Source organism: Pedobacter sp. MC2016-05 (assembly GCF_026239735.1).
Classification (GTDB): Bacteria; Bacteroidota; Bacteroidia; order Sphingobacteriales; family Sphingobacteriaceae; genus Pedobacter.
Genome location: NZ_JAPIVT010000002.1, coordinates 256,399 through 283,280, shown reverse-complemented (window position 1 = coordinate 283,280; position 26,882 = coordinate 256,399). Strand labels below are relative to the sequence as shown.

At 38.7% G+C, this 26,882-nt stretch carries 22 protein-coding genes; 15 read left to right on the top strand and 7 right to left on the bottom strand.

Going from position 1 to position 26,882, the window contains the following annotated elements; all coding sequences use genetic code 11:
• Nucleotides 1-28 precede the first annotated feature (28 nt).
• The 3 genes from OQZ33_RS04180 to OQZ33_RS04170 form a co-directional block, all read right to left on the bottom strand.
• Nucleotides 29-580, bottom strand: coding sequence for a cysteine hydrolase family protein (locus OQZ33_RS04180; protein WP_265797808.1), 552 nt, complete (start codon nt 578-580; stop codon nt 29-31).
• 74 nt (nt 581-654) lie between these two features.
• Complete coding sequence (locus OQZ33_RS04175; protein ID WP_265797807.1) at nt 655-1,527, bottom strand: helix-turn-helix domain-containing protein; 873 nt, start codon at nt 1,525-1,527, stop codon at nt 655-657.
• Between the two features lie 90 nt (nt 1,528-1,617).
• Complete coding sequence (locus OQZ33_RS04170) at nt 1,618-1,938, bottom strand: winged helix-turn-helix transcriptional regulator (RefSeq protein WP_265797806.1); 321 nt, start codon at nt 1,936-1,938, stop codon at nt 1,618-1,620.
• 121 nt (nt 1,939-2,059) lie between these two features.
• On the opposite strand from OQZ33_RS04170, the gene OQZ33_RS04165 reads away from it, so the two are divergent.
• The 5 genes from OQZ33_RS04165 to OQZ33_RS04145 are packed head-to-tail and all read left to right on the top strand — an operon-like array spanning nt 2,060 to nt 4,586.
• Nucleotides 2,060-2,437, top strand: a complete 378-nt coding sequence (locus OQZ33_RS04165; protein WP_265797805.1) for a nuclear transport factor 2 family protein — start codon at nt 2,060-2,062, stop codon at nt 2,435-2,437.
• Nucleotides 2,438-2,480: 43 nt separating this feature from the next.
• On the top strand, nt 2,481-3,248 hold the full coding sequence (locus tag OQZ33_RS04160) for an MBL fold metallo-hydrolase (RefSeq protein ID WP_265797804.1): 768 nt from the start codon (nt 2,481-2,483) through the stop codon (nt 3,246-3,248).
• 23 nt (nt 3,249-3,271) lie between these two features.
• Nucleotides 3,272-4,168 carry an SDR family oxidoreductase gene (locus OQZ33_RS04155; protein ID WP_265797803.1) on the top strand — a complete coding sequence of 299 codons (897 nt, stop codon included), beginning with the start codon at nt 3,272-3,274 and terminating at the stop codon, nt 4,166-4,168.
• A 14-nt stretch (nt 4,169-4,182) separates the two neighbouring features.
• Complete coding sequence (locus OQZ33_RS04150; RefSeq protein WP_265797802.1) at nt 4,183-4,311, top strand: hypothetical protein; 129 nt, start codon at nt 4,183-4,185, stop codon at nt 4,309-4,311.
• Entirely contained in the window at nt 4,308-4,586 is a 279-nt protein-coding gene (locus OQZ33_RS04145) for a hypothetical protein (RefSeq protein ID WP_265797801.1), read from the top strand. The genes OQZ33_RS04150 and OQZ33_RS04145 overlap by 4 nt, the downstream gene beginning before the upstream one ends.
• Nucleotides 4,587-5,316: 730 nt before the next feature.
• Here OQZ33_RS04145 and OQZ33_RS04140 read toward each other — a convergent pair.
• The 3 genes from OQZ33_RS04140 to OQZ33_RS04130 form a co-directional block, all read right to left on the bottom strand.
• Nucleotides 5,317-5,736, bottom strand: coding sequence for a rhodanese-like domain-containing protein (locus OQZ33_RS04140; RefSeq protein WP_265797800.1), 420 nt, complete (start codon nt 5,734-5,736; stop codon nt 5,317-5,319).
• A 34-nt stretch (nt 5,737-5,770) separates the two neighbouring features.
• Complete coding sequence (locus OQZ33_RS04135; RefSeq protein WP_265797799.1) at nt 5,771-6,160, bottom strand: DUF983 domain-containing protein; 390 nt, start codon at nt 6,158-6,160, stop codon at nt 5,771-5,773.
• A gap of 125 nt (nt 6,161-6,285) precedes the next feature.
• Complete coding sequence (locus OQZ33_RS04130) at nt 6,286-7,113, bottom strand: MBL fold metallo-hydrolase (RefSeq protein WP_265797798.1); 828 nt, start codon at nt 7,111-7,113, stop codon at nt 6,286-6,288.
• 945 nt (nt 7,114-8,058) lie between these two features.
• On the opposite strand from OQZ33_RS04130, the gene OQZ33_RS04125 reads away from it, so the two are divergent.
• From OQZ33_RS04125 to OQZ33_RS04105, 5 genes are all read left to right on the top strand, one after another.
• Nucleotides 8,059-9,723, top strand: coding sequence for an alpha-L-fucosidase (locus tag OQZ33_RS04125; RefSeq protein WP_265797797.1), 1,665 nt, complete (start codon nt 8,059-8,061; stop codon nt 9,721-9,723).
• A gap of 197 nt (nt 9,724-9,920) precedes the next feature.
• Nucleotides 9,921-10,283: an L-rhamnose mutarotase gene (locus OQZ33_RS04120; protein ID WP_265797796.1), complete on the top strand. Its 363-nt coding sequence runs from the start codon at nt 9,921-9,923 to the stop codon at nt 10,281-10,283.
• Entirely contained in the window at nt 10,276-11,316 is a 1,041-nt protein-coding gene (locus tag OQZ33_RS04115) for an aldo/keto reductase (protein WP_265797795.1), read from the top strand. The genes OQZ33_RS04120 and OQZ33_RS04115 overlap by 8 nt, the downstream gene beginning before the upstream one ends.
• 154 nt (nt 11,317-11,470) lie before the next feature.
• Complete coding sequence (locus tag OQZ33_RS04110) at nt 11,471-15,583, top strand: hybrid sensor histidine kinase/response regulator transcription factor (protein ID WP_265797793.1); 4,113 nt, start codon at nt 11,471-11,473, stop codon at nt 15,581-15,583.
• A gap of 268 nt (nt 15,584-15,851) precedes the next feature.
• Nucleotides 15,852-16,739, top strand: a complete 888-nt coding sequence (locus OQZ33_RS04105; protein ID WP_265797792.1) for a helix-turn-helix domain-containing protein — start codon at nt 15,852-15,854, stop codon at nt 16,737-16,739.
• 424 nt (nt 16,740-17,163) lie between these two features.
• Here OQZ33_RS04105 and OQZ33_RS04100 read toward each other — a convergent pair whose 3' ends face one another.
• Nucleotides 17,164-17,361: a hypothetical protein gene (locus OQZ33_RS04100; RefSeq protein WP_265797791.1), complete on the bottom strand. Its 198-nt coding sequence runs from the start codon at nt 17,359-17,361 to the stop codon at nt 17,164-17,166.
• Between the two features lie 655 nt (nt 17,362-18,016).
• Between OQZ33_RS04100 and OQZ33_RS04095 the strand changes: the two genes are divergently transcribed.
• The 5 genes from OQZ33_RS04095 to OQZ33_RS04075 all read left to right on the top strand — a co-directional run bounded on the left by OQZ33_RS04095 (nt 18,017) and on the right by OQZ33_RS04075 (nt 26,882).
• Entirely contained in the window at nt 18,017-21,100 is a 3,084-nt protein-coding gene (locus OQZ33_RS04095) for a SusC/RagA family TonB-linked outer membrane protein (RefSeq protein ID WP_265797789.1), read from the top strand.
• Nucleotides 21,101-21,131: 31 nt separating this feature from the next.
• Complete coding sequence (locus OQZ33_RS04090) at nt 21,132-22,754, top strand: RagB/SusD family nutrient uptake outer membrane protein (RefSeq protein WP_265797788.1); 1,623 nt, start codon at nt 21,132-21,134, stop codon at nt 22,752-22,754.
• Nucleotides 22,755-22,892: 138 nt separating this feature from the next.
• Complete coding sequence (locus OQZ33_RS04085; RefSeq protein WP_265797787.1) at nt 22,893-23,759, top strand: helix-turn-helix domain-containing protein; 867 nt, start codon at nt 22,893-22,895, stop codon at nt 23,757-23,759.
• 174 nt (nt 23,760-23,933) lie between these two features.
• Complete coding sequence (gene fucP / locus OQZ33_RS04080; RefSeq protein ID WP_265797786.1) at nt 23,934-25,220, top strand: L-fucose:H+ symporter permease; 1,287 nt, start codon at nt 23,934-23,936, stop codon at nt 25,218-25,220.
• A gap of 21 nt (nt 25,221-25,241) precedes the next feature.
• A complete protein-coding gene (locus tag OQZ33_RS04075) occupies nt 25,242-26,882 on the top strand; it encodes a UxaA family hydrolase (protein WP_265797785.1) in 1,641 nt (546 codons plus the stop codon).

Below are 26,882 nucleotides of genomic sequence, written 5' to 3'. Positions count from 1 at the left end.
TGGGCTTTTTTACTTTTAATTCTTGCTTTTAGATGGATAAAAATTCTTCGGTATTTTTTATCTCTGCATAGAAAAATGCTAATGCAGCTAAAAATGCATGGTGCACATCATCCGCTTTTACTGTTTTCCCATTAATTTCCAGATCTCTCGAGGCACAGGCATCGCCGATAACGGTACATTGGTACCCAAAGTCAAATGCAGCACGTGTGGTTGCATCTACGCACATGTGTGTCATCATTCCAGCAATTACCACCTCGGTTACATCATTTTCTTTTAAATAATCCAAAAGACCCGTTTCTCTGAAGCTGTTTGGATAAAATTTCTGAAAAACATTTTCTCCATCAAGTGGCTTAACGTTTTCGTGGATTTTTATACCATTTGTCCCCTTAACAAAAATAGGCATGGCTTCTGGGTTAGCCGATACGTGCTGTATATGGGCAATGGGTAAATTGTTTGATCTGAAATGCTCCAGTATCTTTCTAGCATTTAAGCTTGCCGCCACTGGATTTACCAGTTCAAGGGCTCCATTTTCAAAGTACTCATTTTGGATGTCGATTACAATTAATGCTTTTTTACTCATATCTATTATATTTATTTGTTTCTGAAAAGGAAACAAAGCTAGCGATGTGTAATCTTCTGCTTAATACCAAAACACTAAGTATTGCTACCATTTTGATATTCATTTAAAAAATCAGTTGTGGTAATCCCTGTCTGAGTCTTGAAAAAGCGCATTAAATGGTTGGGTTCGGAAAAGTTCAGCTGAAACGCGATCTCTCCAACGGTAAGATTGGAATGGATCAGGTAATCCTTAATGGCAACAAGTAGACGCTGTTTTAACAAGTGTGAAGCTGTGACGTTAAATTGTTCTTTTACCGCTTTATTAAGTGCAATACGGTTAATGTTTAGCAGTTCGGTGTAATCATTAATACGCTGTTTTTCTTTAATGTGAGCCTCTATCAATTGCTTGAATTGAAAAGCATCGTTATGCTGGTTTTTTTCGATTGCCAAATGATGTTTCTCGGCATATTCCCGGTTCAGTTTTTGAAGCAGATAATAGATTAGCGAACGGATAATGTGCACACTGTCAGTCCTTGTCTTAATCAATTCCAGTTTTATTTCGGCAAGAAGGGAATAATACCGTTCCACAAGTGGCTTATCAAGCTGCATGTACAAAGGGTATGCTAATTGGTAAAAGTACAGCAACCGATAAGTGAATAATTTGTCGGAAAAAAAATCATTCAAAAAATCTTCCTGAAAAACCAGAACTATAAAATCCAGGCCATCGGGATTAAGGTTCCATTCCCGTTTTTGGAATGGCGAAATGAATATGATACTATTATCCTTAATCGTTATTTTATTATGATTCAATATAATATGACCACTGCCCTTCTTAAAAAAGATGATCTCCAGGTAATCTGTATCGTAAGTTTCTTTCTTTAGGTAGCCTTCCTTGATTTCCTCAGAAGGCAAAATATTAATCAGAAAATCTACCCCGCATTCAGTTTTATGAAATTTTTGGGTTCTCATTTTTTTTTATTTTGAAGTTATGACAATAGTTTTTTAATAAGATTTATTAAATATTTCAGCCTTATCCATTATGGTTTAACAGGATGATTGTTAAACGAGGTTTTCGAGCCCGAATTCAGCTAGTTTGTCTACAATGGGCAAAGTTTTCAATCCCAGATCAGTTAGGCGATATTCTACCTTCGGCGGAATTTCATGGTAGATTTTTTTCGAGACCAATTTATGTTCAATGAGCATATTCAATTCCTGTATAAGCATTTTCTCACTGATGCCCGTAACTGCCCTTTTCAGTTCACCATATCGTACTACGTTTTCGTTGATCTGGAACAATATCATTAATGTCCATTTGCCACTAAGCAATGATAAGGAAGCTCTTACAGGACACCTGTCGTCGCAAGCTGGATTTTTTTTCATTTTTTTCCATTGATAATCAATAATTCTAACCTTTTGGTGAGTATCTAACTGATAGGTAGGTACTTGTGCAAAGGTACGTATTGTGTTATTTTTGTGCAAGTAATCATTTAAAATAAATATAATGACACAAGCAGAAACTAACAAGCAAATAGCTATCACAGCTTATCAAAGAATTTTTGGCGATTTAGATGTTACCGGGGTAGACGAATTGATGAGTAAAAATTTTATTCAACATAATCCGACCCTTCCTGATGGTCCGGAGGGAGTAAAAGGTGTTATTCAAATGCTTGTATCGCAAGGAGTGCCAAAACAAAAGGTTGTATTTAAGCACGTTGTGGCAGAAGACGATACCGTTATTCTTCATTCTCGTACCGAAATGGGCGGAAAAGAGTGGAGGTTTATTGATATTTATCGAATAGAGGATGGGAAATTAGCTGAGCACTGGGATGCGATGATGGAGATGCCTGATGCACCTGCAAATAATAATCCAATGTTCTAGGCTTATATTGGCTCCGTTCGGTAATTTTTAAAACTAAAAGAAAATGAAAATCCAGCAAATACGCAATGCAACTATTTTAGTAGAATTTGCCGGCAGGAAAATTTTGGTCGATCCAATGCTTTCTGATAAAGGGGCCTTACCAACAACTCCTATACCGGCAAAAACGTGGAATTTTAAACGAAATCCATTACACGATTTACCCATTTCTAAATCGGAAATTTTGAAAGATTTGGATTTTGTTTTTTTAAGCCACTTGCATTTCGATCATTGGGATAATGCTGCTGGAGATGCATTACCCAAGGGAATTAAAATATTTGTACAAGACCAAGCCGATCAATTGAAGATTGAAAAATCAGGTTTTACCAATGTAGAAATCCTTACTGAAAACTCTTCTTTTGACGAAATTGAGCTCGCAAGAACCAAAGCACAGCATGGCAAGGGTTTTATGTTGCGTCTAGCCGGTCATGTTTCCGGACTGGTATTGAAACATCCAACAGAGAAAACCCTTTATATAGCTGCCGACACGGTATGGTACGAAGGTGTCCAGGAAGCGTTGGATCACCACAGGCCAGAAGTGGTCGTACTGAATGGTGGCGACAATCAATTTTTCTTCGGGGGTCAACTGGTGATGAATAAAACAGATATTTTCCAGGTACATAAGGCAATTCCCAACGCTACAATTGTAGTAAGCCATATGGAAGGGGTAAATCACAATACATTGACAAGGAAAGATTTGAAAGAATTTCTTGTTGAAAAATTAATAACAGATCAAGTGAATGTTCCAGAAGATGGACAGTCATACATTTTTTAAAATTTAATCTAAAAATCAATTAAATGAAAATATTAGTATTCGGAGCCACAGGCTCTCAGCAATTTAATGTAATAGGAGAAGCAAAGAAAAAAGGGGCAGAAGTAATTGCTGCAACAAGCTCAGAAAAAAGTTTCGAAAAATTAGTTCAAGCAGGTGCAACACCCATTTTGGCAAATTTAGCAGATGCTGATAAAATCAATGAAATTACCAAAGACATTGATGCAATTGCTTTCATGATTCCTGTATCCCTGCCCAATCCTTTTGATGGTTTACAATTCGCTAAAAATGTGATTGATGCAGCCAAAGCAAATGGGGTAAAAAAAATCGTTTGGAACACAAGTGGGTGGTTGGAATCCCAAAAAGTTGGTTCGCCTGTTGATGATGTTAAATTGGATGTAAAAGACTATCTGAAGGGCAGCGGATTGGATTATGTGATCATCGAACCAACCATCTATATGGAAAACATGATGGGGCCATTTTGTGCACCTTTTATTACAAACGAAAGGAAATTGGCTTATCCCACACCAGAGGCTATGCCTATTGGTTGGATCGCTTCAAGAGATGTAAGTGCTTTTGTGGTTGAAGCAATTTACAATGCCGACCTGAAATCGGATTCTTTCAAAATCAGCGGGTTGGAAAATCTAAAAGGAAACGAATTGGCATCCCAATTTTCTAAAGGAGTAGCGCAAGAAATCGTTTATTATCCTCAGCAACCAAAAGAATTTGGAGATATATTAAGACCAATGGTGGGTGAGGCAGGTGCAAACAGTGTTGCAGCCTATTACGAGATGCTTCAGAATGCTACACAGTATCCTTCGAAATTCAATCCTCAAATGAACGAAATCCTGGAAAAACTTCCCGTAAAAATGACTGCTTTGGCAGATTGGGCAAAAGAGAAAAAAGATTATTTCATTAAATAAAAAAACTACCATATATGGGAGTGAAAGACGTTGTAGCAGGATATTTTGAAGCATTGTCTAATGGTGAAATGGAAAAAGCATTTTCTAACTTTACCCCTGAAACCAAATGGTGCCAGCCGGAAAACAATAAATTTTCTGTTTGAAAAACAATCTTGGCGAAACTTTACAAATGCTTATGGGAATTAAGGAAGATACCTCTGGAAATATGGTTGTAAAACCGATCGGGCCAATGCTAAAAAGTAGCGGCCTGGTATCCGTTCCCGTTTGGTTTACAGCAAAAAAAGAAACAAAAACAATGGATCTTGGCGGGATGGATCTTTTCCAGGTAAAAGATGGAAAGATTGTTCATGTTTGGACATTCTCAGATGACCAGCTCACAAAAATGACAAGTACTATTATTACTTTACAGAAAATGTAAAATTGGAGAGGCTATTGCGGATAGACCAACTGGTCCGTTCAAGGATGCATTAGGGAAGGGCATTGTTAAAGGGGCTGGTCACCCTTCCATAGTACAAGTTGCAGGCAAAGGTTAATGGTGCATTGCTTATCATCAAGAAACCTAACCCGTTAAGATTAATTGAACTTTTATACTTCAATATTCTCGGATCTTTGGGGTCCTACATCCATAAAGAAGGTAGCTCTTGCCACCAATCAAATGGTAATACCAGGAGCTAAAGCCGGGTCAAATACTCCGAGAAGCTGTAGTGTAGCTCTTGATAAACCTATGGCCAGCCGACAGGGAAGGCCCTGAACTTAGGAATGATCGGAAGGAAGCACTAAGGCTATTCATCGTGCACCTGCTGTGCAAGACCTATCGGCTGAAGATTCTGAGTACTCCATGTTCGAGGCGTAATGTGGAACTGTATGGGGGTGTCAACTACCTTTGAAGCATTAGATATTGGTTTTGTGTAATATGTCAATATAACTGTTTTGACATTTTTAAACATGGTGATATTTTCGGGGCTCTCGAAAATTATCCCTTTCATTTGATGTGGCATATAATTTATAAAACTGGACCAAACTCAGCCAAATTACCCGAAATGACAGATTAAAAACCCCTTTCACACCATAAAACAGCTATTAGAGATCACAATTGATGAAATATCCACTCCGAGATATTATATAGCATGCTGTAAACGATAAGTGGTTTAATTACCGTGTGTCCCTATATTATCCGTGCTAATGTTATCTATTGAAACTTCTTTACCAGATTCTTTCCAGGCCTCGAACCCGCCACTGAGATCTCTAATTTTATCAAACCCATTTATCTGTAGCCATTTCATTGCCTTTTCGCTCCTTGTTCCCGAACGGCAATATAGATATATGGGCACATTTTTGGGAAGGAGCAAAGCTTTCTTTTTAAACTCTTCAGCGTTTTTCCAATCTATATTTATTGCTTTGCTGATATGACCAGTGGAAAACTCTTCGGTTGTCCTGACATCCAAAGTAATCACCTCTTTTCGTTCTAATGATTTGCTAAATTTTCTTACACTTAGTGTTTTTGTCTGTTGTCCGAATACGCTTCCGGAAATGAGGAATGCGAAAAGAATAATAACGATGTTTTTCATTGCAGTGACAATTTAACGTTGTGAAGTTATTGAATTATACGTGGGGTTGTACTTTATCTGCATAGGATCTATCAAACTTCACCGGAGCTAAAAAATGAAGCAATAATGTCCGGGCGTATCTGAAATTGAAAGTAAACAGCAATAATGTAGGAGATAGGGTGACAAAGAAGATTTTGTATATCTGGGTGTCGTTAAACAACATAAAAGCCAATATGCCCGAAGTAATAAGCTCAGCTACGATAAAAACGTAGCTTACATACATTGATGCATAGAAAAAACCGGGTTCGATTTCAAATTTAAGGTTGCAGACTGGGCAAAGTTTATGCATCCGGGCGTAGCGAAGGCTAAACATCGAATCTGTAAAGGTTTCTCCCTGTCTGCATCTTGGGCATTTATGATGGATAATTGCGGTTAGTTTTGACATAGTGATGGATCGGTTTTTATGGCTGAGTCGGTTATCAGATCATGATGTCTAGCTGACGATAATTCCTGCTGATAACATAGCCTTCTTACAAGGGCAAACAATTCTAAACGTTTGCCCATTTCAATCTACTTACTTAAGTTAAGGATTTCGGTATCTTTCAAAATCACTAGTTTATCATTTGGGATATTGTTTTTTTCCACTTCTGCTTTTAGTACAAGCCTAGTTGTACGACAGTGATCGAGGGCGTCCATGTGTACTGCGATAACCTTTGCCTTTCCACTTGATGACACCAACTTCATGGTCTGTTTTTCATCCATAATAATAGGTACGTTTTCGAACCCTTTAATCTGGGCACCCCCAGAGTTAACAACAATGATATCAGGCTTTATCCTATTGATATTGTCCCTTATCTGGTCGTTCCAGATCGCATCTCCCATAATATAAATTGTAGGCTCTCCTTTTGCACTCAATATGAAGCCAGAGGTTTTTCCCATCATTTCCAATACCTTACCAGATCCATGTTCGCCGTTTACCCGTTCGATGGTTATGTTTTTCCATTTCATCTTGTTTTCAAGTGTTTCAGCATTGATAAATCCTTTGGAATTGAAAAAGGTTTTATCGGCAGGCTGATTGATGATCTTGATAGATTTACTCAGGATATGATTAGCGGCATCATCAAAGTGATCTGCGTGTGTATGGGAAACCAAAACCAATTCAACACTGTCCGTAATTTGCTGCATTGGCATCTGTATGTCCACAGTTGGGTTTTTAGCTATCCCAGCCCAGGACTCAAATGCACCTTTGGGAGAAAGCATCGGGTCTATCAAAATTTTGTGGCCTCCATATTTAAGTATGAGCGTAGCATTTCTTACTAGCTGGATACTTGATTTTTGGCTATGGCCGTTCTGGGCCTGAGCAAGTATTGCTGTTATCAAGAATAAAAAGCTTGTCATTAATTTTTTCATCATTCAAAGCATAAAATTGCGAAATTTCCTTCATTGGAAAAGCACAAAATTAGATATATATCACCTATCCACCGTATCAAATCACATGTAAAAACTACCATTTTGATATCCATCTATCAAACTTATTGATTCAGCTTATACATTTCTCCTCTTTTGCGATTAGCAATAGTAGTCAATTGATCAAGAAAATTTCTCCTGGAACCATTATTAAGGCGCTAAGGAAAAATAGCAAGATATAGGCGTAATAAAACTATGATTGTTCATAATATGATCATCTCCGATGGTCAATTGTTTAATTACGCTAAACGATTAAAAGAATGTGGCTTGAGGGATTTATGCCTGGCTTTCTGGTGGTATTTCTAAAATCAACAAGGGAATTTAAGATCGGAAGAAATTAACTTTAAAAAGTTTGCTTTATGAATGATGTTAACGCCATGATTCCTGGTTCACCAAAGTTATTGAAATTGATGCTCACAATAAGCTTCAATTATTTAAGCAGTTGGAAAAGCTTCACAAGCTAAATCCGCCTTTAGATCGCAGCACCTATGGAAAATACAGTCGTCTTTATTCCCACCTGTGGATATGCTTGTATGCCGGAGTATTTATTTCCCTAATATTTTAATCGATATGCCAATTGTTTGTCCTCCCCGTTGTGCCAACTTCTAACCACTTGTAATTAACTTGCAACTTGTGTTATGATGAGAATACATTTGGCGCTGAAAAGATCGGAAACGATAAGGTTACATGAAATTTTGAAAGATGGACAAATGCTTCTGTTTTTTTCTGGTCATTCATTAGGTGGTGTTATTATATTCTAAACCTATGATTGTAAAAAGTCGGATTTGTACAAAAAAAGGTCTTTAAATTATAAAGATATTCAGCAACACACTGATATTTTTGTTCAAACATCAAGTAAAGCTGACCAAATTTAATATGAACCGTAGAAAACTGCTTCAAAGTCTTGCCATAGGCTTACCAACCCTTTTATTCTCTGATAAACTCTCCGCCTTATCTTTGAGAGATGACCATGTGAGGGATTTTGTCGAGAAAATTTTAGCAGGTCCCTTTTCACCTACTTGGGAATCCTTGTCTAAATACCAGACTCCAGATTGGTTTAGGGATGCAAAGTTCGGGATGTGGGCTCACTGGGGACCACAATGTCAGCCGGAGGCGGGGGACTGGTACGCACGGGAGATGTACATGGAAGGAAACAGGAAATATAAGTTTCATCTTGAAAAATACGGTCATCCGTCAAAATTTGGTTTCAAGGATGTCATCAATACCTGGAAAGCAGAAAAATGGGATCCAGAGGCTTTGGTTTCCTTATATAAAAGTGTTGGTGCCAGATATTTTATGGCGCTGGCCAACCATCATGATAATTTAGATCTTTACGATAGCAAATACCAAAAAAACTGGAACTCAATCAAGCAAGGCCCTAAGAAGGATATTATTAGCGGGTGGGCAGCTGCGGCAAAAAAGAATGATTTGCCGTTTGCGGTAAGTGTTCATGCTGCACATGCTTGGAGCTGGTTTGAAACTGCTCAAAGGGCTGATAAAACAGGCCCCCTTGCGGGTGTTCCATATGATGGAAAACTGACGAAAAAAGATGGTAAAGGAAAATGGTGGGAGGGACTGGATCCTCAGGAACTGTATGCCCAGAATCATGCGCCCAGCAAAAATAGTGACGATAATGGTATGATTCATAAGCAGTGGAATTGGGGTAATGGGGTTACACCACCTACTCCGGCCTATATCAATAATTTTTTTAACCGGACTATTGATCTAATCGATAAATACAATCCGGATATGATATATTTTGATGATTCCCAATTTCCAATGTGGCCTATCAGCGATGCCGGTTTGCGTATTGCAGCACATATGTACAATAAGAGCGTTAAAGAAAAAGGAAAGCTTAACGCGGTCATTACCGGAAAGATACTTGATGCTGAGCAGAAAAAGGCCCTGGTTTGGGATATAGAACGTGGCCAAAGTAATGATATCGAACCACTGCCTTGGCAATCCTGTACTTGCATTGGTGACTGGCATTATAACCGCGATATCTATAATAGAAAAGCTTACAAAAGCTCAAAAACGATTATTCATACGCTGGTAGATGTCGTTAGTAAAAACGGAAACCTGATGTTGAGCATTCCTGTTCGCGGAGATGGTTCGATTGATGAGCTGGAACGAAAAGTTGTCGAGGATATAGGTATTTGGATGAAAGCAAATGGGGATAGTATTTACGGAACCAGGCCGTGGAAAATATTTGGCGAAGGACCGGCACAAAAACAAGCTGCAGCACTGAGTGCACAAGGGTTTAACGAGGGCAAAGGAAAACCTTTCACACAAGAAGATATCCGTTTTGCCATCAAAGGTAAAACACTTTTCGCAACAGTAATGGCATGGCCAGAAAATGGATCAGTACTTATTACAAGTCTGCAAAAGGAAAGTGTGCATTATCCCGAAAAAATCAGCAGTGTACAGCTGGTGGCTACAGGAAAGGAATTAAAGTTTGAAAGAACTGCAGATGGACTTAAAGTATATTTCCCGGATGAGGCACCCGCAGCTTCTTATGCCAATCCACTTAGAATTGTATAATCTGTTTTTATCGACTTTTTCAATGAACAGGCAGGGTGTCATTTCCGGATGTACAATTTGGTATGAATTCTGGTTGCTATCTCACTTTACATTAAATTTTTCCTAAACGATTTCTTCCCAAAAAAATAAGCAGACATAAGAAGAATTAATGTTTTCAATTTGGTTTCCATATAATGTCTGCGAACACGTGATTAATTATGAAAAAATATGCACTTGCTCTCGACCTTATAGACGATGCTGCGCTTATTGCGGAGTATGAAGCCTACCATAAGAAGAGCTGGCCCGAAATAACAAATAGCATTATTGACTCTGGTATTTTAAATATGGAAATCTTCAGGAGCTCGAACAGGCTTTTTATGCTGATGGAAACCACTGATGATTTTAGCTTCTCCCGCAAACGGGAAATGGATGAAGCGAACGAAAAAGTTCAGGAATGGGAAGCACTCATGTGGAAATTTCAGCAACCCTTGCCATGGGCAGTCAATGGGGAAAAGTGGATTTTAATGGATAAAATATTTGAATTGGATAAGGCCTTGCAAAATGATAATTTAAATGGTTAATCAGCATACATCACCACCTCAAATTCCCTCATTTGTATTTGGAACCAGTGGATTAGGCAATATTTACAAAGCAGAAACCTACGCCAATAAAAAGAAAATTGTAGCCGCTTGTTTGTCAGCAACAGAAGATGTTGCCTTTTTTGATACCGCAGGAAAATATGGAGCAGGTTTAGCGCTGGAGGTATTGGGTAACTGCTTAAGCGAATTAAAAACTGATCCATCTAAAGTGATTATCTCCAATAAGCTGGGTTGGTATCGGATTGCTCTGCTAAATGAAGAGCCTACTTTTGAACCTGGAGTGTGGAAAGATCTTGAATTTGATGCAGAACAAAGAATTAGTTACGATGGTATCTTAGCCTGTTTCGAGCAGGGAAATCAGCTGCTTGGCGATTACAGATCCGAATACGTTTCTGTACACGATCCCGATGAATATCTTTCAGCAGCAAATGGTGATGCTGATTACAAAAAACGTTATCAGGATATTCTGGAAGCTTATCGTGCACTTCTGGAACTTAAAAAAAAGGGGGAAGTCAAGTCTGTTGGAATAGGAGCTAAAGATTGGAAGGTTATTGAGAAAATAACTAAAGATGTTAAGCTGGATTGGGTAATGATCGCCAATAGTTTAACTATAATGGATCATCCAATTGAGCTCATGACGTTTATTGATGAACTGCATAAAAATAATGTTCTCGTAATCAATTCTGCTATTTTTAATGGTGGTTTTTTAATTGGAAGTGATTTTTATAATTACCGTTTACTTGATGAAGCTATGGAAGAGGACAGGAAGTTGATTCAATGGCGTTCCAGTTTTTATAAAGTATGCAAACAATTCGGTTTGTCGCCGGCGACAGTTTGTTTTCAGTATGCAAGGAGTTTTCCTGGAATTAAAAGTGTCGCAATGAGTACCTCAAAACCAGAAAAAGTTGCTGCAAATATAGAGATGGCCAATCACATTATACCAGAAGCCTTTTGGGAAAACATGGTTGAAAAAGGCCTAATTGACCATGAAAGCATTAAACAGTTCTTATTATAATCCTATTTGCCGATGGGACAGTTAAAACCCTAAAGCAAATCCATAATTAAATTATATCATCTGAAGGTATGCTATTGATAAGTAAAATATATAATTTGCAGCGATGAATGCTATATTCGTACTCTAGTTCACATCTCTAATCAATTATTTTACAATGATTATATCTATCAGAATGTTCTTTTCATTTTGCCTGGTCATAATCAGTTCCCAATACACGATAGCGCAAGTTGCAAAACCCTACTTTGCCGACGAAAGATGGGGAAAGATCAAGAGTTATACTATAGCCGATGGACTTCCTTCAAAGAATACCACTGCGACCCTTCAGGACAAAAGAGGATTTATATGGATAGGAACCCAAAACGGACTCTGCCGTTTTGATGGCTTTACTTTCAAGATTTATTCAAGTGCGCAGAGAGATAAAAATTCACTCACCAATAACTACGTCAATGCATTGTGCGAAGATCGACAGGGTAAGATATGGGTTGCAACGATGGATGGGCTAAACCTTTTTGATCCGCTTTCAGAAACTTTTGAACGATTTTATCATGAGGTGAAGAATCCCGGCTCTTTAAGCAACAACAAAGTTTGGTCTCTACTTTGCGACAATGCTGGTGTGATTTGGGTAGGTACAGATGACGGATTAAATAAATACAAACCACATCAAAAGAAATTCCGTATTTATAGACAAGATCCATCCAGAAAGGGAAGTATGGCCGGGAAATCGGTCAATGCAATTATTGAAGATAGCCATCATAATATATGGTTGGGGAGCTGGAGTGCAGGTTTAAGTAGATTTAATCCGCAAACTGAGTCATTCACCAATTTTCCACAGCCTCGTATCAAGGGTGAGAAAAATCCAAACGATATTTGGTCGCTTTGCGTGGCGTCCAATGGAAATATCTGGGTAGGAACTTATTGGAGTGGTCTTTTTAGTTTTGATTTGGCAACCGAGAAATTCTCGAAGATCGAGTCGCCGGGTTCCAGGAAAAATTCTGTGTTCAGTATTTCGATAGTAGATAAATCATCAATTTTAATTGGGGAAAATAGTGGTTTCTATCTTTACGACATCATTTTGAAGCGATGGACAAGAATCGGAAAGATAGAAAATTATGCTAACGGTCGTTCTTATAAAGACCAACAAGGGAATATCTGGATCAATGCTGTCGATGGAATTTACCTCATCATTGATCAGCCGCATAAATTTTTACTTAAGCCTCTGCCTCTATCTACTGGGGTCGTGAGCAGTATAATCTCTGATCATACCAATACCTGGATAGGAGCAGATAACGGCCTGATCAGAATTGATCAGAAAACAGGAAGGCTTAATATTTTTACCAAATCGCAGGGTAATGGAGGCTTAAAAAGTAACATCATCACGAAACTTTACAAGGATAGTAAAGGGGTACTTTGGGTATTAACAGAGAATGGCTTCTACAGCTTCAATGAGCATACAAACCTTTTTACTAACCATCATCATCATTCTACCCAGGGAAACCTCTATAATGAAGATGTATTTAGGGATATTCTTGAGTTGGAGAAAGACGTCTATGTACTTGCAACGGATGCAGGTATAAAAATTTATCACCGTACGACTGAACATTTCGATCATTTTCATAACGAGTCTGGAAACTCATCTTCAATAAATAATAATCATACCTATAAGTTGTGTAAATCTGCCGATGGGAAAATTTGGATTGGTACGTATGGTGGTGGCGTAAACGTTTTCGATAGAACTACAGGTAAATTTGAGTCAATCACCACTGAAAATGGATTAAGCAGTAATGTGATAAATGATATCCTGAGGGATTCAAAAAAAAATATCTGGATAAGTACGACAGATGGATTAAATCAGTATAATGCTAATAAAAGGCTGCTTCGTACCTTTTCAAATAAAGACGGTTTTGCCAGCAATGTATTTAAAGATATCGAAGAAGACTATTTGGGCACTTTATGGGTGATTACCGAGAGTGGAATATCCAGTCTTGACCCTAGCTCGGGAGTGGTAAGCAATTTTGATGACACCGATGGTTTTTCGGTAAATTCTGTCCTCCAGAGAAGGGATAATTTGATTGTTGCTGCAGGAAGTAAAGGCTATTTCTCTTTCGATCCAAAGCGGATTCAGTTGAATAAGCCCAATCCGGTTGTCTTTCTTACAGATTTTCAGATCCTAAATAAATCAGTTTTACCAAGCAAGAATGGTCCTTTAAAGGATAACATCCTTATAGCGAAGGAAGTTTCCCTGGATTATGATCAAAGTATTTTCTCGCTGGAATTCGTAGCGCCTGAGTATAAAAACCCAAAAAAAATAAAATATGCTTACCGATTATCTGGATTCGATCAAAGATGGAATAAAGTAGGTAACCAGCGAAAAGCCACCTATACAAATCTCAACCCTGGCCTCTACCGTTTTGAGGTTACCTGCTACAGAGATGATAAGTTTTCCAGTAATCGTATAACTACACTAATCATTAGGATTAACCCTCCCTGGTATTTAACCTGGTGGGCATATGTAATCTATGCTGCGACAGGGTTGTTTTTATGTTATCTATATATCACTTACCGTAAAAAACAGGTTCAACTAAAATACCAGATTCAAATGGCACATTTGGAAAGTGAGAAAGAGAAAGAAATTAGCGAACGAAAGTCAGCTTTTTTTACCAATATTTCTCATGAATTCAGAACGCCCCTAACGCTAATCATTAATCCCGTTAAGGATTTGCTCAATGAGGATAACCACCAGGTTGATAATCGCAGTTTGAATATAGTTTATCGAAATGCCAAACGGCTTTTAGGTCTTGTTGATCAGCTGATTCGTTATAGTAAGGCAGAAGCAGAAGAAGAACAATTGACAATATCAAAATTCGATATTGTCAAGTTTGCGAGGGAAATCTTTATATGTTTCGAGCATCAGGCAACAACGAACGGCATCACTTATCAGTTTGAATCACCATCAGTCCCCATATTAATTTATGCCGATATAGAGAAAATGGAGATTGTGATCTTCAATCTACTCTCTAACGCCTTCAAGTTTACCCCGCACGGCGGAAGTATAACCCTTGGAATCAATGACGCAGATGAGTACGTAAGTTTAATCGTCCAGGATTCAGGCTGCGGAATTCCTTTGGAATCTCAAACTAAAATATTTAATAGGTTTTATCAGGAATCTTTTAAAGCTGGGGCTTTTGGAGGTGGATTTGGAATTGGACTTTATTTGGTGAAAACTTTTATAGAGATGCATAAAGGCCGAGTGAGTTGTTCCAGTGATGGACGCGAAGGAACGATCTTTCGAGTTGAGGTATTAAAGGGAGATGCATATATTGATCCCTTATTGATTGCAAAAGAGGATTCTGTAAATTTGGGTTCGATACCAAAATTTAATATATACCCTGCCGAAAATTATCCCAAAGAGAACCTTGACATCGCATCCCTTAGCTCACTTATTGAGGAGCGCAAAACTATTCTAATTATTGATGATAATGAAGAAATCGCCAACTATCTGGAAGATATTTTTACCGATCAATATCACATTTTGCAGGCATGGAATGGTGAAAGTGGGCTTGCAATCATTCGTGAGCTTCTTCCAGATATTGTCATCAGCGATGTGATGATGGGTGAAATGGGAGGAATAGAACTGTGCCGTGCCGTAAAAGAAGATGAATCGATTTCACATATACCTATAGTTTTACTTACCGCAAGTAAATCAGAAGAAATTAAACTCAAAGGCATAGAAAGTGGTGCAGATGATTTTTTCAATAAACCTTTCGACAAAAAACTATTGATTGCCAGGGTTGCGGGTATTCTAAAAAGTAAAAATAGCCTTCAAAAGTATTTTTACAGTGAAATCACGCTTAATACAAACAGTTCAAAAATATCTTCAGAATACAAAGAGTTTTTAAATAATTGCATCAGTATCGTTGAGAAGCATATGGAGAATGCTGATTTTAGCATTAAGTTGCTAGCTGAAGAAATTGGAATGTCCAGAGAAACGCTATTCAAAAAGATTAAATCTATTTCGGGACATTCACCGACTAGTTTCATTAGATTTATTCGACTGCGAAAAGCAGCGCAAATTTTTATCACCACTGACAATACCATTAGGGAGACGATGTTTATTGTAGGAATCAATGACATCAAGTATTTTAGAGAGCAGTTCAGAAAAATTTTCGAGATGAATCCATCAGAATATATTAAAAAATACAGGAAGACTTTCGCTAATAATCTGTCATTGAACAAAGACTTTAAAGTCGATAAACCAAGGGAACTGTAAGCCTCAGTTACCAATTTTTGGATATGCATTTCCAGGAATCTAATTTCTTGTCTATTATTTCTGACAACTTAAAAATCCTCGTTTTTACCCCACATTTTTATATTTACCCCCTCTTATTTTACCTGCCAGCCCCCCAATTATATATTTTCATTAGCTGAATTTAGCGATACTAACCAAATGCAGACTGTTGTGAATTTTTTGTTCACGCTCTCTTTTGATGAATATGAGTAATTCAAGTTAGCCCAATCAAAAACTAAAGTTAATGACAATGAACAAAAAGCTTATCAAGCATTCTTTCCAATTGTTGAATGTGGATTATGTTAAGCTGGGTAAGAAATGGAATTTTAGAAATGTGATTAGTCCCTACTACCGAATATATTACATTGATGAAGGAAAAGGTGAAATAGCCGGTCCAAAAGGAACGATAAACCTAAGGCCTGGCTTTCTCTATTTGATTCCGAGTTTCACCCTTTGCAATTTATACTGCGATTCATTTTTAAGTCAGTATTTCGTCCAGTTTTTTGAAGAATCTGCTGACGGAATATCTCTATTTTACAATTACAGGGAGACGATGGAGATCGAGGCAAACTCTGCTGACATTGCTCATTTCAAGCGATTGATCGCAATAAATCCAGGCCGTGGTATTAACCGATCTCATGACCCAATGGTTTATGAAAAAGATATTTACTATAAAGAATATACCGAACTGAATAATCTTCAAAGTATTTCGGTCCAATATGAGACCCAAGGGCTGATATTGCTATTGATATCAAAATTTCTTAAGCCCGAAGTATTCCATAAAGATAGCCTCATCCTCAATCCTCCTGCCGTCATGGATGCGATAGGGTATATTCAAATTAATCTTAAAACACCCCTGCGAATAAGCCAGCTTGCTGATCGGGCTAACCTTAATACGGACTACTTCTCCAGACTCTTTCACCGGTACACAGGTCAAAGTCCGGTAAATTTTATTCTCCAGAAAAGAATTGAACGGGCACAGTATTTGATAATTACAACAAAGAAGCAGCAGGAAGAGATAGCCGAACTGACAGGTTTTGATAATGTGCACTATTTTTCTCGCGTATTTAAAAAAATCACGGGGTTGACACCTGGTGCTTACAAGACGCAAAACAAAACATTAAATTTTATTGACTGATATAAGCAACTTAGCTTCCATATTATCCATAGTAAACACTGAAGGAAAGAGAAATTATAATCAGCCCCGAAAAGTATCAAAGCATTTATGACAGGGTAGGAATACGTAAAAAGGAGGTAAATAAGAGATTCCTATAAATACTATTCCTAAAGCAATACATAGTTGCGTGAAAAGCTTGTTAATTCGTTGTTTTTAAACGTTAATTCCAGGAGGACCTGGTTGTAGGTTCAAACAGAAACTGCAGGAAATTCCAGAGATAACAACCATATGCAGACTGAGCCATGAATTTCCGGTCCCAATATACTGATGGTAAAGCCATCAAGAGTAAATTGACGCGCGCCAACAGATATTTCGTAAAGCGGATAATACATGAAAGGGATTTCCTTAAATGCGAACTAAAAAATGAAGTAGGTTACAGTTATGGTTATTCCAAAATTTGTTGACTTATCAGTAATAATAGCTTACTGTTCTCCTCACCATCATTTCTAATATCAATAAATACTTTTTTGACTTCGACAGGCTCTAATTCTATTGTAAAGATGGTGTGCCTCATTTTAACACTTCTTTCTTGAAAGCCTAAATAATCTCCGCTTTTTCTGAGATTTAATTTTGTTATGCTCATTAACTAATAAGAGATTTATGTGATCGGTAACTGGTTCCGCTGTTTGTAAGCAATATATTAAATGCGTTTAAAGTGTATTCTCAATTTGAAAGCTCAGCCAACAATTGCCACTCACAAGAACAACATTACCTATTTTCCGCTTAAGGTTTTGAAAGGTACTTGTTTTCTACTGCTCAGCTAGCTGTGCGACTATTAAGCAAAAAAATCAACTCCTCAGTGAAGGTGATTTTTTCTAACTGATATGTTTGCCCATGCCAGGATATGGATAGTTTTTTAAATAAAAGTCGGAAAAATATAAAAAGATGTCTGAATATGATAAATGCTGCGGTCTCCTTCCATTTTATATTTGAATATATTCTTTTTTCTAATTAAGAGGATAGATAACCAAATATTTGAATCATTATAAAAAGTGTTCACTCGAGAACAGAATGGAATTTTTCTTTCAAAAAAAACTGAAGACAATTCACACCGGTACTTTAGTGATGCTGTATGAGATTCGCCAACTATTAAGAAATGCTTATGGAAATAAAAAGAACTTAATCTTATCTATTGATCAGCCTTTAAGTCTAGGCACATATACTTCACAAAATCATAATGAGAAGGCTCCAAATCTTTTTAGCCTAATCTTAAATAACAATAAACCAACTAACCAAATATGGAAATAATTCCAATATCGCCAGTAAACTGGCGCAGACTGTTAACAATGTTAACTCTAGGTTCAATACTTTCAGTTGCTCCTGTTGCTAACGCACTAGCCAGCACAAGCCTCAGCCTTTCGAATAAATTAAATACCGTGCTTCACAGCAACAAAAAAATCGACGTCACTATTAGCGGTAAAGTTACCGATGTAAATGGAAAAGCCATACCAGGCGTGGTTGTTAAACACAAAGAATCCGGTAAAACATCCCAAACCGATGCCCAGGGTAATTATTCACTGAGCATTCCAGATGGTAATGGCACGCTTGTTTTTAGTTTTATTGGTTTCGGAACCAAGGAAGTAGCTGTTGGTCAGCAAACACAAATCAATGTCCAGCTGGCTGATGACAATAAAAAACTGGATGAGGTCGTGATTGTGGGTTACGGTACACAAAAGAAAGTCAACCTGACAGGGTCGGTCAGCACAGTTTCTTCAAAAGATCTTGATAACCGACCGATCACTCAGGCATCTCAGGCACTATCTGGTTTATCGCCGGGTGTGCAGGTACAGCAAGGTGGCGGTCGTCCGGGTAGTGATGGTGCAAGAGTAATTATTAGAGGGGTAGGTACTTTCAACTCCGGAAGCAGTCCTTTAATACTGATTGATGGAATTGCCGGTTCACTGGATGATGTTGCACCAGACAATATTGCCAGTATGACCGTGTTAAAAGATGCGGCATCGGCTGCGATTTATGGTAATCGTGCTGCAAATGGCGTTATTCTAGTTACAACAAAGCGTGGTCAGAAAGGAAAAACAGTGATCAGTTATAATAATTATTTTGGTTGGGAAAAAATAACAAGCCTGCCGCAATTTGTTGATTCCTGGACATATGCGGAACTTACAGGTGCAAGCGCAGATGTAGTAGCGAAATACAGAAGTGGGAACGATCCTGACAACTTTCCTAACGTTCCCCATTTGAAGAATTTACTCAACACAGGTTCAGGATTTCAACAATATCATAATGTTAATGTTTCTGGTGGCGAAGGCAATAATGTATATTATTTATCAGGTAGTTTTCGCGATCATAATGGGCTTACGGCAGAAACAAACAATAAGAGATACGATTTTCAGGCAAACGTTGATACCCGGATCAAAGATAATTTGAACCTTAAAACCAGTATTCTGGGTTTTTCGCAAGTTCAAACGCAACCTCAGTCCAATGCGGCGGGAATTGGGGGAATCATCGGTTTTGCCGTACGTGAACCCAATACCATCGCGGGTTTAAAATCTGACGGCACTTATGGACGCCAGGATTTTTTTGCTCCCGAAGCATGGTTGGCCAGTGAGGGTTTTAATAATCTTCGTGCTAAAAACTTTTATGGGAATACCACACTTTCATGGGACATTATACCCGGCTTAAATTTAAGCGGAACGGCTGGTTATCACTATTACACCAGCGTAAATACTACATATGTAGCAGATATCAACATTGACAAAACAACTTATGTTGGTCCGAATAGTTTAAATGTGGCCAATACAGATGGAAATGAAGTTACACTTAATCTGCTTGCTAAATATGTTAAGAGCTTTGGAAAACACAATTTTTCCATCTTAGGCGGATACCAGCAGGAAGCGCATCGCGATGATAATTCAAGGGCATTTCGAGACAGATTTCCTAATAATTTGCTTTATCAACTCGATGCCGGTGCAACTACCAATCAACAAACTTCAGGTAGCGCCAATGAATATGCTTTCAGATCATACTTTTCCCGATTCAACTACGATTTCGGTGGTAAATACCTTTTTGAGGCCAATGTAAGATATGATGGCTCGTCACGGTTTGCCCCTGATAATCGTTATGGTGTCTTTCCTGCAGTTTCGGCAGGTTGGAGAATTTCAGAAGAAGCATTCATCAAAGATAATATAAACTGGATCAATGAATTAAAAATCAGAGCATCCTATGGTTCTTTAGGCAATGCCAATATTGCCAATTATCCTTATCAATACAATATCAGTACCAATACAAGATATAATTTTGGGGGCGTGATCGCTCCTGGAGCTGCAGTTACTGCTGCTGCAAACCGCGATATTAAATGGGAAACAACTACGACGGCCAATTTAGGTCTTGATTTTACCTTCTTTAAGAATACACTGAGCGGTACAATCGATATTTACGATAGAACTGCCAAGGACATTTTGTATCAGGTTCCGGTTTCATCGACATTAGGTTTAAGTGCTCCAATACAAAATGCAGGCTCTATTCAAAACAGGGGTGTCGAAGTCAGCTTGACTTACAATAATAAAATTGGAAATGTCAACTTTGGTGTATCGCCCAATTTCTCATACAACAATCAAAAGGTGATCAAAATAGCAGGTGATATTCAAAGTGTAATTCCTAATTTCTTTTTGGGCCAAGCTTTAAATCCAATTTATGGATTTGTAGCTGATGGATTGTTTGTTGACGCGGCGGATGTAGCCAGTTATCCAACCCAGCCAAATGGAGGTGCACCCGGTAACATCAGGTTTAAAGATATCAGCGGTCCAAACGGGCTTCCTGATGGTAAGGTTGATGCCACTTATGACAGACAGATCTTAGGGAATACCAATCCGAAAATATCCTATGGTTTAAATTTGAATGCGAGCTACAAAGGATTTGATGCTTCGGTTTTATTTTCAGGTCTTGGAGACTACACCGTTCAAATGGGATCATATCAAGCTTATGCTTTGTACAATGGCGGAAACGTTCAACAGTGGCAATACGAGAACGCCTGGACGCCACAGAATCCTGACCGAAACGCCATCTATCCACGTATCACTAATTTAAGCCAGGGCAGTGCCAATGTTCAAAGAAATTCTTATTGGAATAGGTCAGGAACATTCGTGCGGTTAAAAAATGCCCAGATTGGTTACACTATACCCAATAACCTGACCAAGAAAATTGGTCTGGAAAAATTAAGAGTGTTCGCAGGGGGCCAGAATCTTTTCACCCTGAACGATTTCTACGAAGGATGGGATCCGGAAAATGGGCAGGGGTCTGGAGATAATCCCAATTTCTACCCCCTCACTGCCATTTATACTTTTGGCATCAATGTGAAATTATAATCTGATTAGTTAGGATAATTAATAAAACGAAATGAAAAATTATATATATAAATTAACAGTCGTGGTGGGATGTTCCTTCCTGACTGTGATTGCAGGATGTAAAAAAGATATCTTAGATACCCAACCCCTTTCTTCCATCTCTGATGCCACTTTTTGGAAGACGGCCAATGACGCAACGCTTGCCTTGAATGGTGTGTATGACAGTGGAGCGGGATTTACCGGCTATAATTTCTGGGCAGGAACATCAATGGTTAATCTGGATCTGATGGCCGGTAACGGATCGGAAAAAGAATTGATTCCTGACAACTTTACCAACGGAACATTAAATCCTACCTATGGATTTGTTGGGTCCTATTATTCGCAAGCATATGGCCAGATCACAAGGTGTAATAATTTCTTAGCGAACATTGGTCTTGTTACTATGGATGCTGCTCAAAAAGCCGTCATGATTGGTGAGGTAAAAACCATCAGGGCATACAATTACTTTAATCTCGCTTTGTATTTTGGCGATGTACCACTAGTACAGAAATTGTTGACAGTAGAAGAAGCAAATTCAGTAACCCGCACACCAAAGGCAGAGGTTTGGGCATTTTGCGAAAGCGAGTTAAAGGCCGCAGCTGCTGCCCTCCCTGTGTCAGTCAGCAATGACCGCCTGGGACACATGACCTCGGCATCGGCACTGGCAATTTTGGGTCGACTACAACTCGCCCAGAAAAAATGGGCAGATGCAGCCACTACCTACAAGACCATCATCGACTTCAATTATTACATTATAGATCCAAGATACCGCGAACTGTTCTTAAATGCAGGAGAGACAAGTCGTGAAATCATTATGTCCATGCAGTATATCAGAGATACTTACAATCATGCCTTGCTGCAATACTTAACTCCTGAAACCTGGGGTGGATGGCATCAATATTCTCCGTTTAATGAGCTTGTCGAAGCTTATGAGTGTAAAGATGGAAAAACAATAGCAGAATCTCCATTATTCGATAAAAATAGCCCTTATGATAACCGCGACCCCAGGATGGATTTCAACATCATGATTTCTGATCGTACCAGTTTCCGTGGAAGGGTATATTCTGCCAAACCTGGCACTACACTCCCTGATCGTTTAAACCAATATCCTGGTGTATGGAGTGGCTATGCGATTTATAAATTCCTGGAGGATGATCCGGCTGTAGCTACAACCAATAATACAGGAAATAATTTTCCTTTGATCAGATATGCAGAAGTTTTATTAGGCTATTTAGAAGCTAAATTGGAAAGTGGAAGTGTAGATCAGGCGCTTTTAGACGCTACCATCAATAAAGTGAGAGGAAGAGCTGCGGTTGCTATGCCAGCTGTAACTACAACCGATCCAACAGCATTAAGAACGATCATTCGTAGGGAACGTCGGGTAGAGTTCGCTTTCGAGGGAATTAGATATTTTGATTGTTTGAGATGGGGCATCATCGGTTCAGAGAATAACCAGCAATTTACTGGAATGAAACTGACCAATGATCCGACTAATTATAAAGATTATCCAGTAAACGCCAATGGTTATTTCATCTTCAAAAAACGAAATTTCATTGTAGGTAAAAACGAGCTTTGGCCAATTCCACAATCTGAAAGGGATCTTAATAAAAATCTGACTCAAAATCCAGGGTATTAGATATACCCGGATCTGTAAATATTCAAACACAAATGGTTAGTATAGTTGGCGTCATTCCCTAGGGAATGGCGCTTTTTAAAATCCAAATTTCAGCGCTTTTGTTTACAACGCTCAATTCTATTCCTATTTAAGCAAGTTATGAAACCTCAAGCTATACATATCCGCAACGATTTATTTCATTCATTTGTTTCTAGGGTTGATACCAGGCCAGATGTTAATAATTATCTGCACTTCCATACTGACCTTGAATTGATTTATTTCAAAAAAGGTAGTGGCATGCAGCATGTTGGAGATAGCATTATCCCCTTTAACGACGGTCATATCCTGTTGGTAGGAAAGAACATACCGCATTACTGGAGGCTTGCCCCCAAATATTTTGATGCGCCCTCTAGCGAAGTGGAAATCTATGTAATTCATTTTGATAAGGAGTTGTTTGACAATGCTTTTTTTGGCTTGCCTGAGTTTCAAGGTATCAGAAATACCCTTGAAATGTGTTCTTGTTCGCAATACCTTCAGTTGTCCACAATAGGTAAAAATGCAGTTGGTTCCTTAATTACGCGTATTGTACGGTCTGTTGGTGCCAAAAGACTTTTACTTTTTATCGATTGCCTGTCACAGATTGGGCGTTGTAAAGGTGTACAAGCATTTCACGCTTCAGGTTTTCATCTAGCCTCATCAAACAGAGACAAAGATCGGTTGGGTGCTGTTTATAAGCATACCCTAAATAATTATAAGCGAAAAATAGATCTTAGAGAAATTGCGGCAACAGTCAATGTTAGTCCGACATCCTTCTGCAGATTTTTCAAAGCTACCAGTAAAAAGACCTATACCAGGTTTTTGAATGAAGTAAGGATAGGACAAGCATGCAAGATGCTAAGTGAGAACCAGCTGAGTATTAAAGAAGTTTGCTATGAAAGTGGCTACTCATGCTTTACCAGCTTCTACAAACATTTTAGGAAGATTACTGGTAAAACCCCCTTGGTTTATCAGAAGGAATGTTGGTAGCGTTTAATTTAGGAGGGATCAGTCTTTAACCTATGGAAGCTTTTGCACATTTATAAATATCAGTTTGAATATTAACATTACTTATGGTGTCACGCGTGGGACCATAAAATATGACGCTTATGCCAGTATACATCAAATTCTACGCTCAGGAGCATAATTTATTACATTATAAAAATGAACCCCATACATCAAACATCTATTAAAAACGAAACCATCGATGAAAGCCGTGCAAAAAATCTTTTTGCGCTTGTTCTTATAACCAGTCTGTTTTTTTTCTGGGGTTTTGTGCATAACCTCGATCCAGTTTTAATCCCACATTTGAAAAGGGCTTTCTCTCTGTCAGATCTTGAAACCGCTCTGATCGATTTTTCTGTCTTCATTGCCTATTTCATCATGGCACTTCCAGCAGGTTTTTTAATGAAGAAGTATGGTTATAAGTTTGGAATCATATTTGGTTTGGTTTTATTCGCTATTGGATCTTTTTTATTCATACCGGCAGCAGACACGGGCGTGTATTTCTTTTTTCTGACGGCTTTGTTTGTTTTAGCCTGTGGACTTACCTTTCTCGAAACTGCAGCAAACCCATATGTAGTTGCTTTGGGTGACCCTGGCAGTGCTACACAGCGGTTAAATTTTGCGCAATCCTTTAACGGTCTTGCCGCATTCCTGGCTCCGGTAATCGGAGGGAAATTTATCTTAAGTGAAAGCAGCCTCTCTGATCAAGAGATTTTCAGTATGCTCCCTTTGGAAAAAGAACAATTTTTGATGAACGAAGCTGGAACTGTGAAAGGGCCATATGCGATATTAGGCTGTTTAATACTAATAATTGCGGCACTATTCATATTTATTAAATTACCGGATATAAAAGATACACAGGTTAAAGACGAAAAGACCTCTATTCTAAAGGCTTTTATGCATAGGCATCTCAGGTTCGCCATCATAGCTCAGTTTTTCTATGTCGGAGCTCAGGTATGTGTCTTGAGTTTTTTTATACGTTTTGCCACTTCATCAGCAGGATTAACTTCTTCCTCAGCCAGTTGGTATGCGGGAGGCGCTGGCCTTGCATTTATGATTGGGAGATTTGTTGGAACTTTCTTTATGCGCTTTACCGCACCCAATATTCTGCTATTCATTTACGCATTGTTCAGTATGTTATTAACATTGGTGGCTATTTTTTCTCACGGAATTATTACTGTATATGCACTCATCGGCGTTTCATTTTTCATGTCCATTATGTTTCCCACCATTTTCTCATTAGGAATTGCTGGGATTGGGAAAGACACCAAAATAGGCTCCTCCTTGATTGTGATGTCAATTGTTGGCGGTGCGATACTGCCCTTGTTTTTGGGATACATTTCTGACCAGACTGCTAGCATTCAGTATGGTTTTCTGGTGCCTTTTTTCTGTTTCTTTGTGGTGTTTTTGTTTGGCTTGAAGTTCTGGAAGCCAAGGGTAAATTAATAATAATTTTTATTTAAAAAGATGAATAAAGTAACCCTTCAGATTGATAAAAAGGATAATGTTTTCGTGGCATTGCAGGATTTAGCTGCAGGCACCATCATCATGGATGATTCGAAACAGATTCGATTACGGCATGACATCCCTGCAAAGCATAAATTTTTTATCCAAGATATGACTGCCGGAGATAAAGTGATCATGTACGGCGTTGTGGTTGGGTTAGTCAATCATGATATCGGTGAAGGAGAAAGGATGACAGTTGAAAATACTTCGCATGCAACCGATCCTTTTTCTATCAAGGAAACTGCTTTAGACTGGCAAAAGCCGGATATGACCAGGTTTACCGACCGTAAATTTAATGGTTATCACCGCAGTGATGGCCGGGTGGGTACTGCTAATTACTGGCTATTTATTCCCACCGTATTCTGCGAAAACAGAAATCTGGATGTGATAAAAAGTGCCCTTAACCATGCGCTCGGTTACACCGTTGATGATAAATATTTTTACTATGCGCAAAGTCTTGTTGATGCATTTGAATTTGGAGAAGATCTGCTTCACGTTGATTTTCAGCCCGAGACTAACGATAAAATAAAAAGAGTTTTCAATAATATCGATGGCATAAAATTTCTCAATCATTCTGGCGGATGTGGCGGTACCCGACAAGATGCAGCAACGCTGAGCAGGTTACTCGCTGCCTATGCTGACCATCCAAACGTTGCCGGGATTACGCTACTGAGCCTGGGATGTCAACATCTGCAGGTAGGCGACCTAAAGGCTGATTTATACAAACGCAACCCTGCTTTTGATAAGCCATTTCTTGTTTTCGAGCAGCAGAAAGCCTTAAGTGAAGAATTGATGATCCAGAAGGCTATCTTGCAAACATTCAAAGCGTTGATTCTAGTCAACAGACAATCGCGTCAGCCTGCTTCCCTCGATAAACTTTGCATCGGTGTAAAATGTGGTGCAAGTGATGGGTTCAGTGGGATTTCAGCGAACCCAGCTGTGGGTTACTGTGCTGATCTTCTGGTTGGACTTGGGGGAAAGGTTTTATTGGCAGAATTTCCAGAGTTGTGTGGCGCAGAGCAACAAATCCTTGATCGAATGATTGATCGCTCAGCTGCTGAAAAATTTGTCAAACTGATGACCGACTACAATGATCTGGCGCATCAGGCTGGTTCAGGTTTTCATATGAATCCATCCCCTGGAAATATTAAAGATGGTCTGATTACGGATGCGATAAAATCAACGGGTGCCGCGAAAAAAGGCGGTACCTCACTTGTTGTTGATGTCTTGGACTATACAGAAGTGGTTACCAAACCGGGGCTGAGTCTAGTATGTACGCCTGGCAATGATGTGGAAGCCACAACCGGACAAACCGCATCAGGAGCAACCATTATTCTTTTTACCACAGGCTTGGGTACGCCTACTGGTAATCCAGTCTGCCCGACGGTAAAAATATCATCAAACACATCACTCGCCAAAAAGATGAATGACATTATCGATCTTGATACCGGTAGCATCATCAGTGGAGAAAAAACGATTGAGCAGGTTGGTGAAGAAATATTGGAGCATTGCATCAAAGTGGCTAGTGGAGAATCTATTCCCAAAGCCGTTTTGCTTCAGCAGGATGACTTTATTCCCTGGAAGAGGGGCGTTTCCCTGTAA

What these genes read in the sequence shown, in the direction of transcription:
- OQZ33_RS04090 (WP_265797788.1), top strand. Translation starts at nt 21,132, where the DNA reads ATGAAAAATTATATATATAAATTAACAGTCGTGGTGGGATGTTCCTTC.
- OQZ33_RS04155 (WP_265797803.1), top strand. Translation starts at nt 3,272, where the DNA reads ATGAAAATATTAGTATTCGGAGCCACAGGCTCTCAGCAATTTAATGTA.
- OQZ33_RS04140 (WP_265797800.1), bottom strand. Translation starts at nt 5,736, where the DNA reads ATGAAAAACATCGTTATTATTCTTTTCGCATTCCTCATTTCCGGAAGC.
- OQZ33_RS04130 (WP_265797798.1), bottom strand. Translation starts at nt 7,113, where the DNA reads ATGACAAGCTTTTTATTCTTGATAACAGCAATACTTGCTCAGGCCCAG.
- OQZ33_RS04175 (WP_265797807.1), bottom strand. Translation starts at nt 1,527, where the DNA reads ATGAGAACCCAAAAATTTCATAAAACTGAATGCGGGGTAGATTTTCTG.
- fucP (WP_265797786.1), top strand. Translation starts at nt 23,934, where the DNA reads ATGAACCCCATACATCAAACATCTATTAAAAACGAAACCATCGATGAA.
- OQZ33_RS04075 (WP_265797785.1), top strand. Translation starts at nt 25,242, where the DNA reads ATGAATAAAGTAACCCTTCAGATTGATAAAAAGGATAATGTTTTCGTG.
- OQZ33_RS04100 (WP_265797791.1), bottom strand. Translation starts at nt 17,361, where the DNA reads ATGAGCATAACAAAATTAAATCTCAGAAAAAGCGGAGATTATTTAGGC.
- OQZ33_RS04110 (WP_265797793.1), top strand. Translation starts at nt 11,471, where the DNA reads ATGATTATATCTATCAGAATGTTCTTTTCATTTTGCCTGGTCATAATC.
- OQZ33_RS04160 (WP_265797804.1), top strand. Translation starts at nt 2,481, where the DNA reads ATGAAAATCCAGCAAATACGCAATGCAACTATTTTAGTAGAATTTGCC.
- OQZ33_RS04125 (WP_265797797.1), top strand. Translation starts at nt 8,059, where the DNA reads ATGAACCGTAGAAAACTGCTTCAAAGTCTTGCCATAGGCTTACCAACC.
- OQZ33_RS04120 (WP_265797796.1), top strand. Translation starts at nt 9,921, where the DNA reads ATGAAAAAATATGCACTTGCTCTCGACCTTATAGACGATGCTGCGCTT.
- OQZ33_RS04095 (WP_265797789.1), top strand. Translation starts at nt 18,017, where the DNA reads ATGGAAATAATTCCAATATCGCCAGTAAACTGGCGCAGACTGTTAACA.
- OQZ33_RS04135 (WP_265797799.1), bottom strand. Translation starts at nt 6,160, where the DNA reads ATGTCAAAACTAACCGCAATTATCCATCATAAATGCCCAAGATGCAGA.
- OQZ33_RS04150 (WP_265797802.1), top strand. Translation starts at nt 4,183, where the DNA reads ATGGGAGTGAAAGACGTTGTAGCAGGATATTTTGAAGCATTGTCTAAT.
- OQZ33_RS04165 (WP_265797805.1), top strand. Translation starts at nt 2,060, where the DNA reads ATGACACAAGCAGAAACTAACAAGCAAATAGCTATCACAGCTTATCAA.
- OQZ33_RS04180 (WP_265797808.1), bottom strand. Translation starts at nt 580, where the DNA reads ATGAGTAAAAAAGCATTAATTGTAATCGACATCCAAAATGAGTACTTT.
- OQZ33_RS04170 (WP_265797806.1), bottom strand. Translation starts at nt 1,938, where the DNA reads ATGAAAAAAAATCCAGCTTGCGACGACAGGTGTCCTGTAAGAGCTTCC.
- OQZ33_RS04115 (WP_265797795.1), top strand. Translation starts at nt 10,276, where the DNA reads ATGGTTAATCAGCATACATCACCACCTCAAATTCCCTCATTTGTATTT.
- OQZ33_RS04085 (WP_265797787.1), top strand. Translation starts at nt 22,893, where the DNA reads ATGAAACCTCAAGCTATACATATCCGCAACGATTTATTTCATTCATTT.
- OQZ33_RS04105 (WP_265797792.1), top strand. Translation starts at nt 15,852, where the DNA reads ATGAACAAAAAGCTTATCAAGCATTCTTTCCAATTGTTGAATGTGGAT.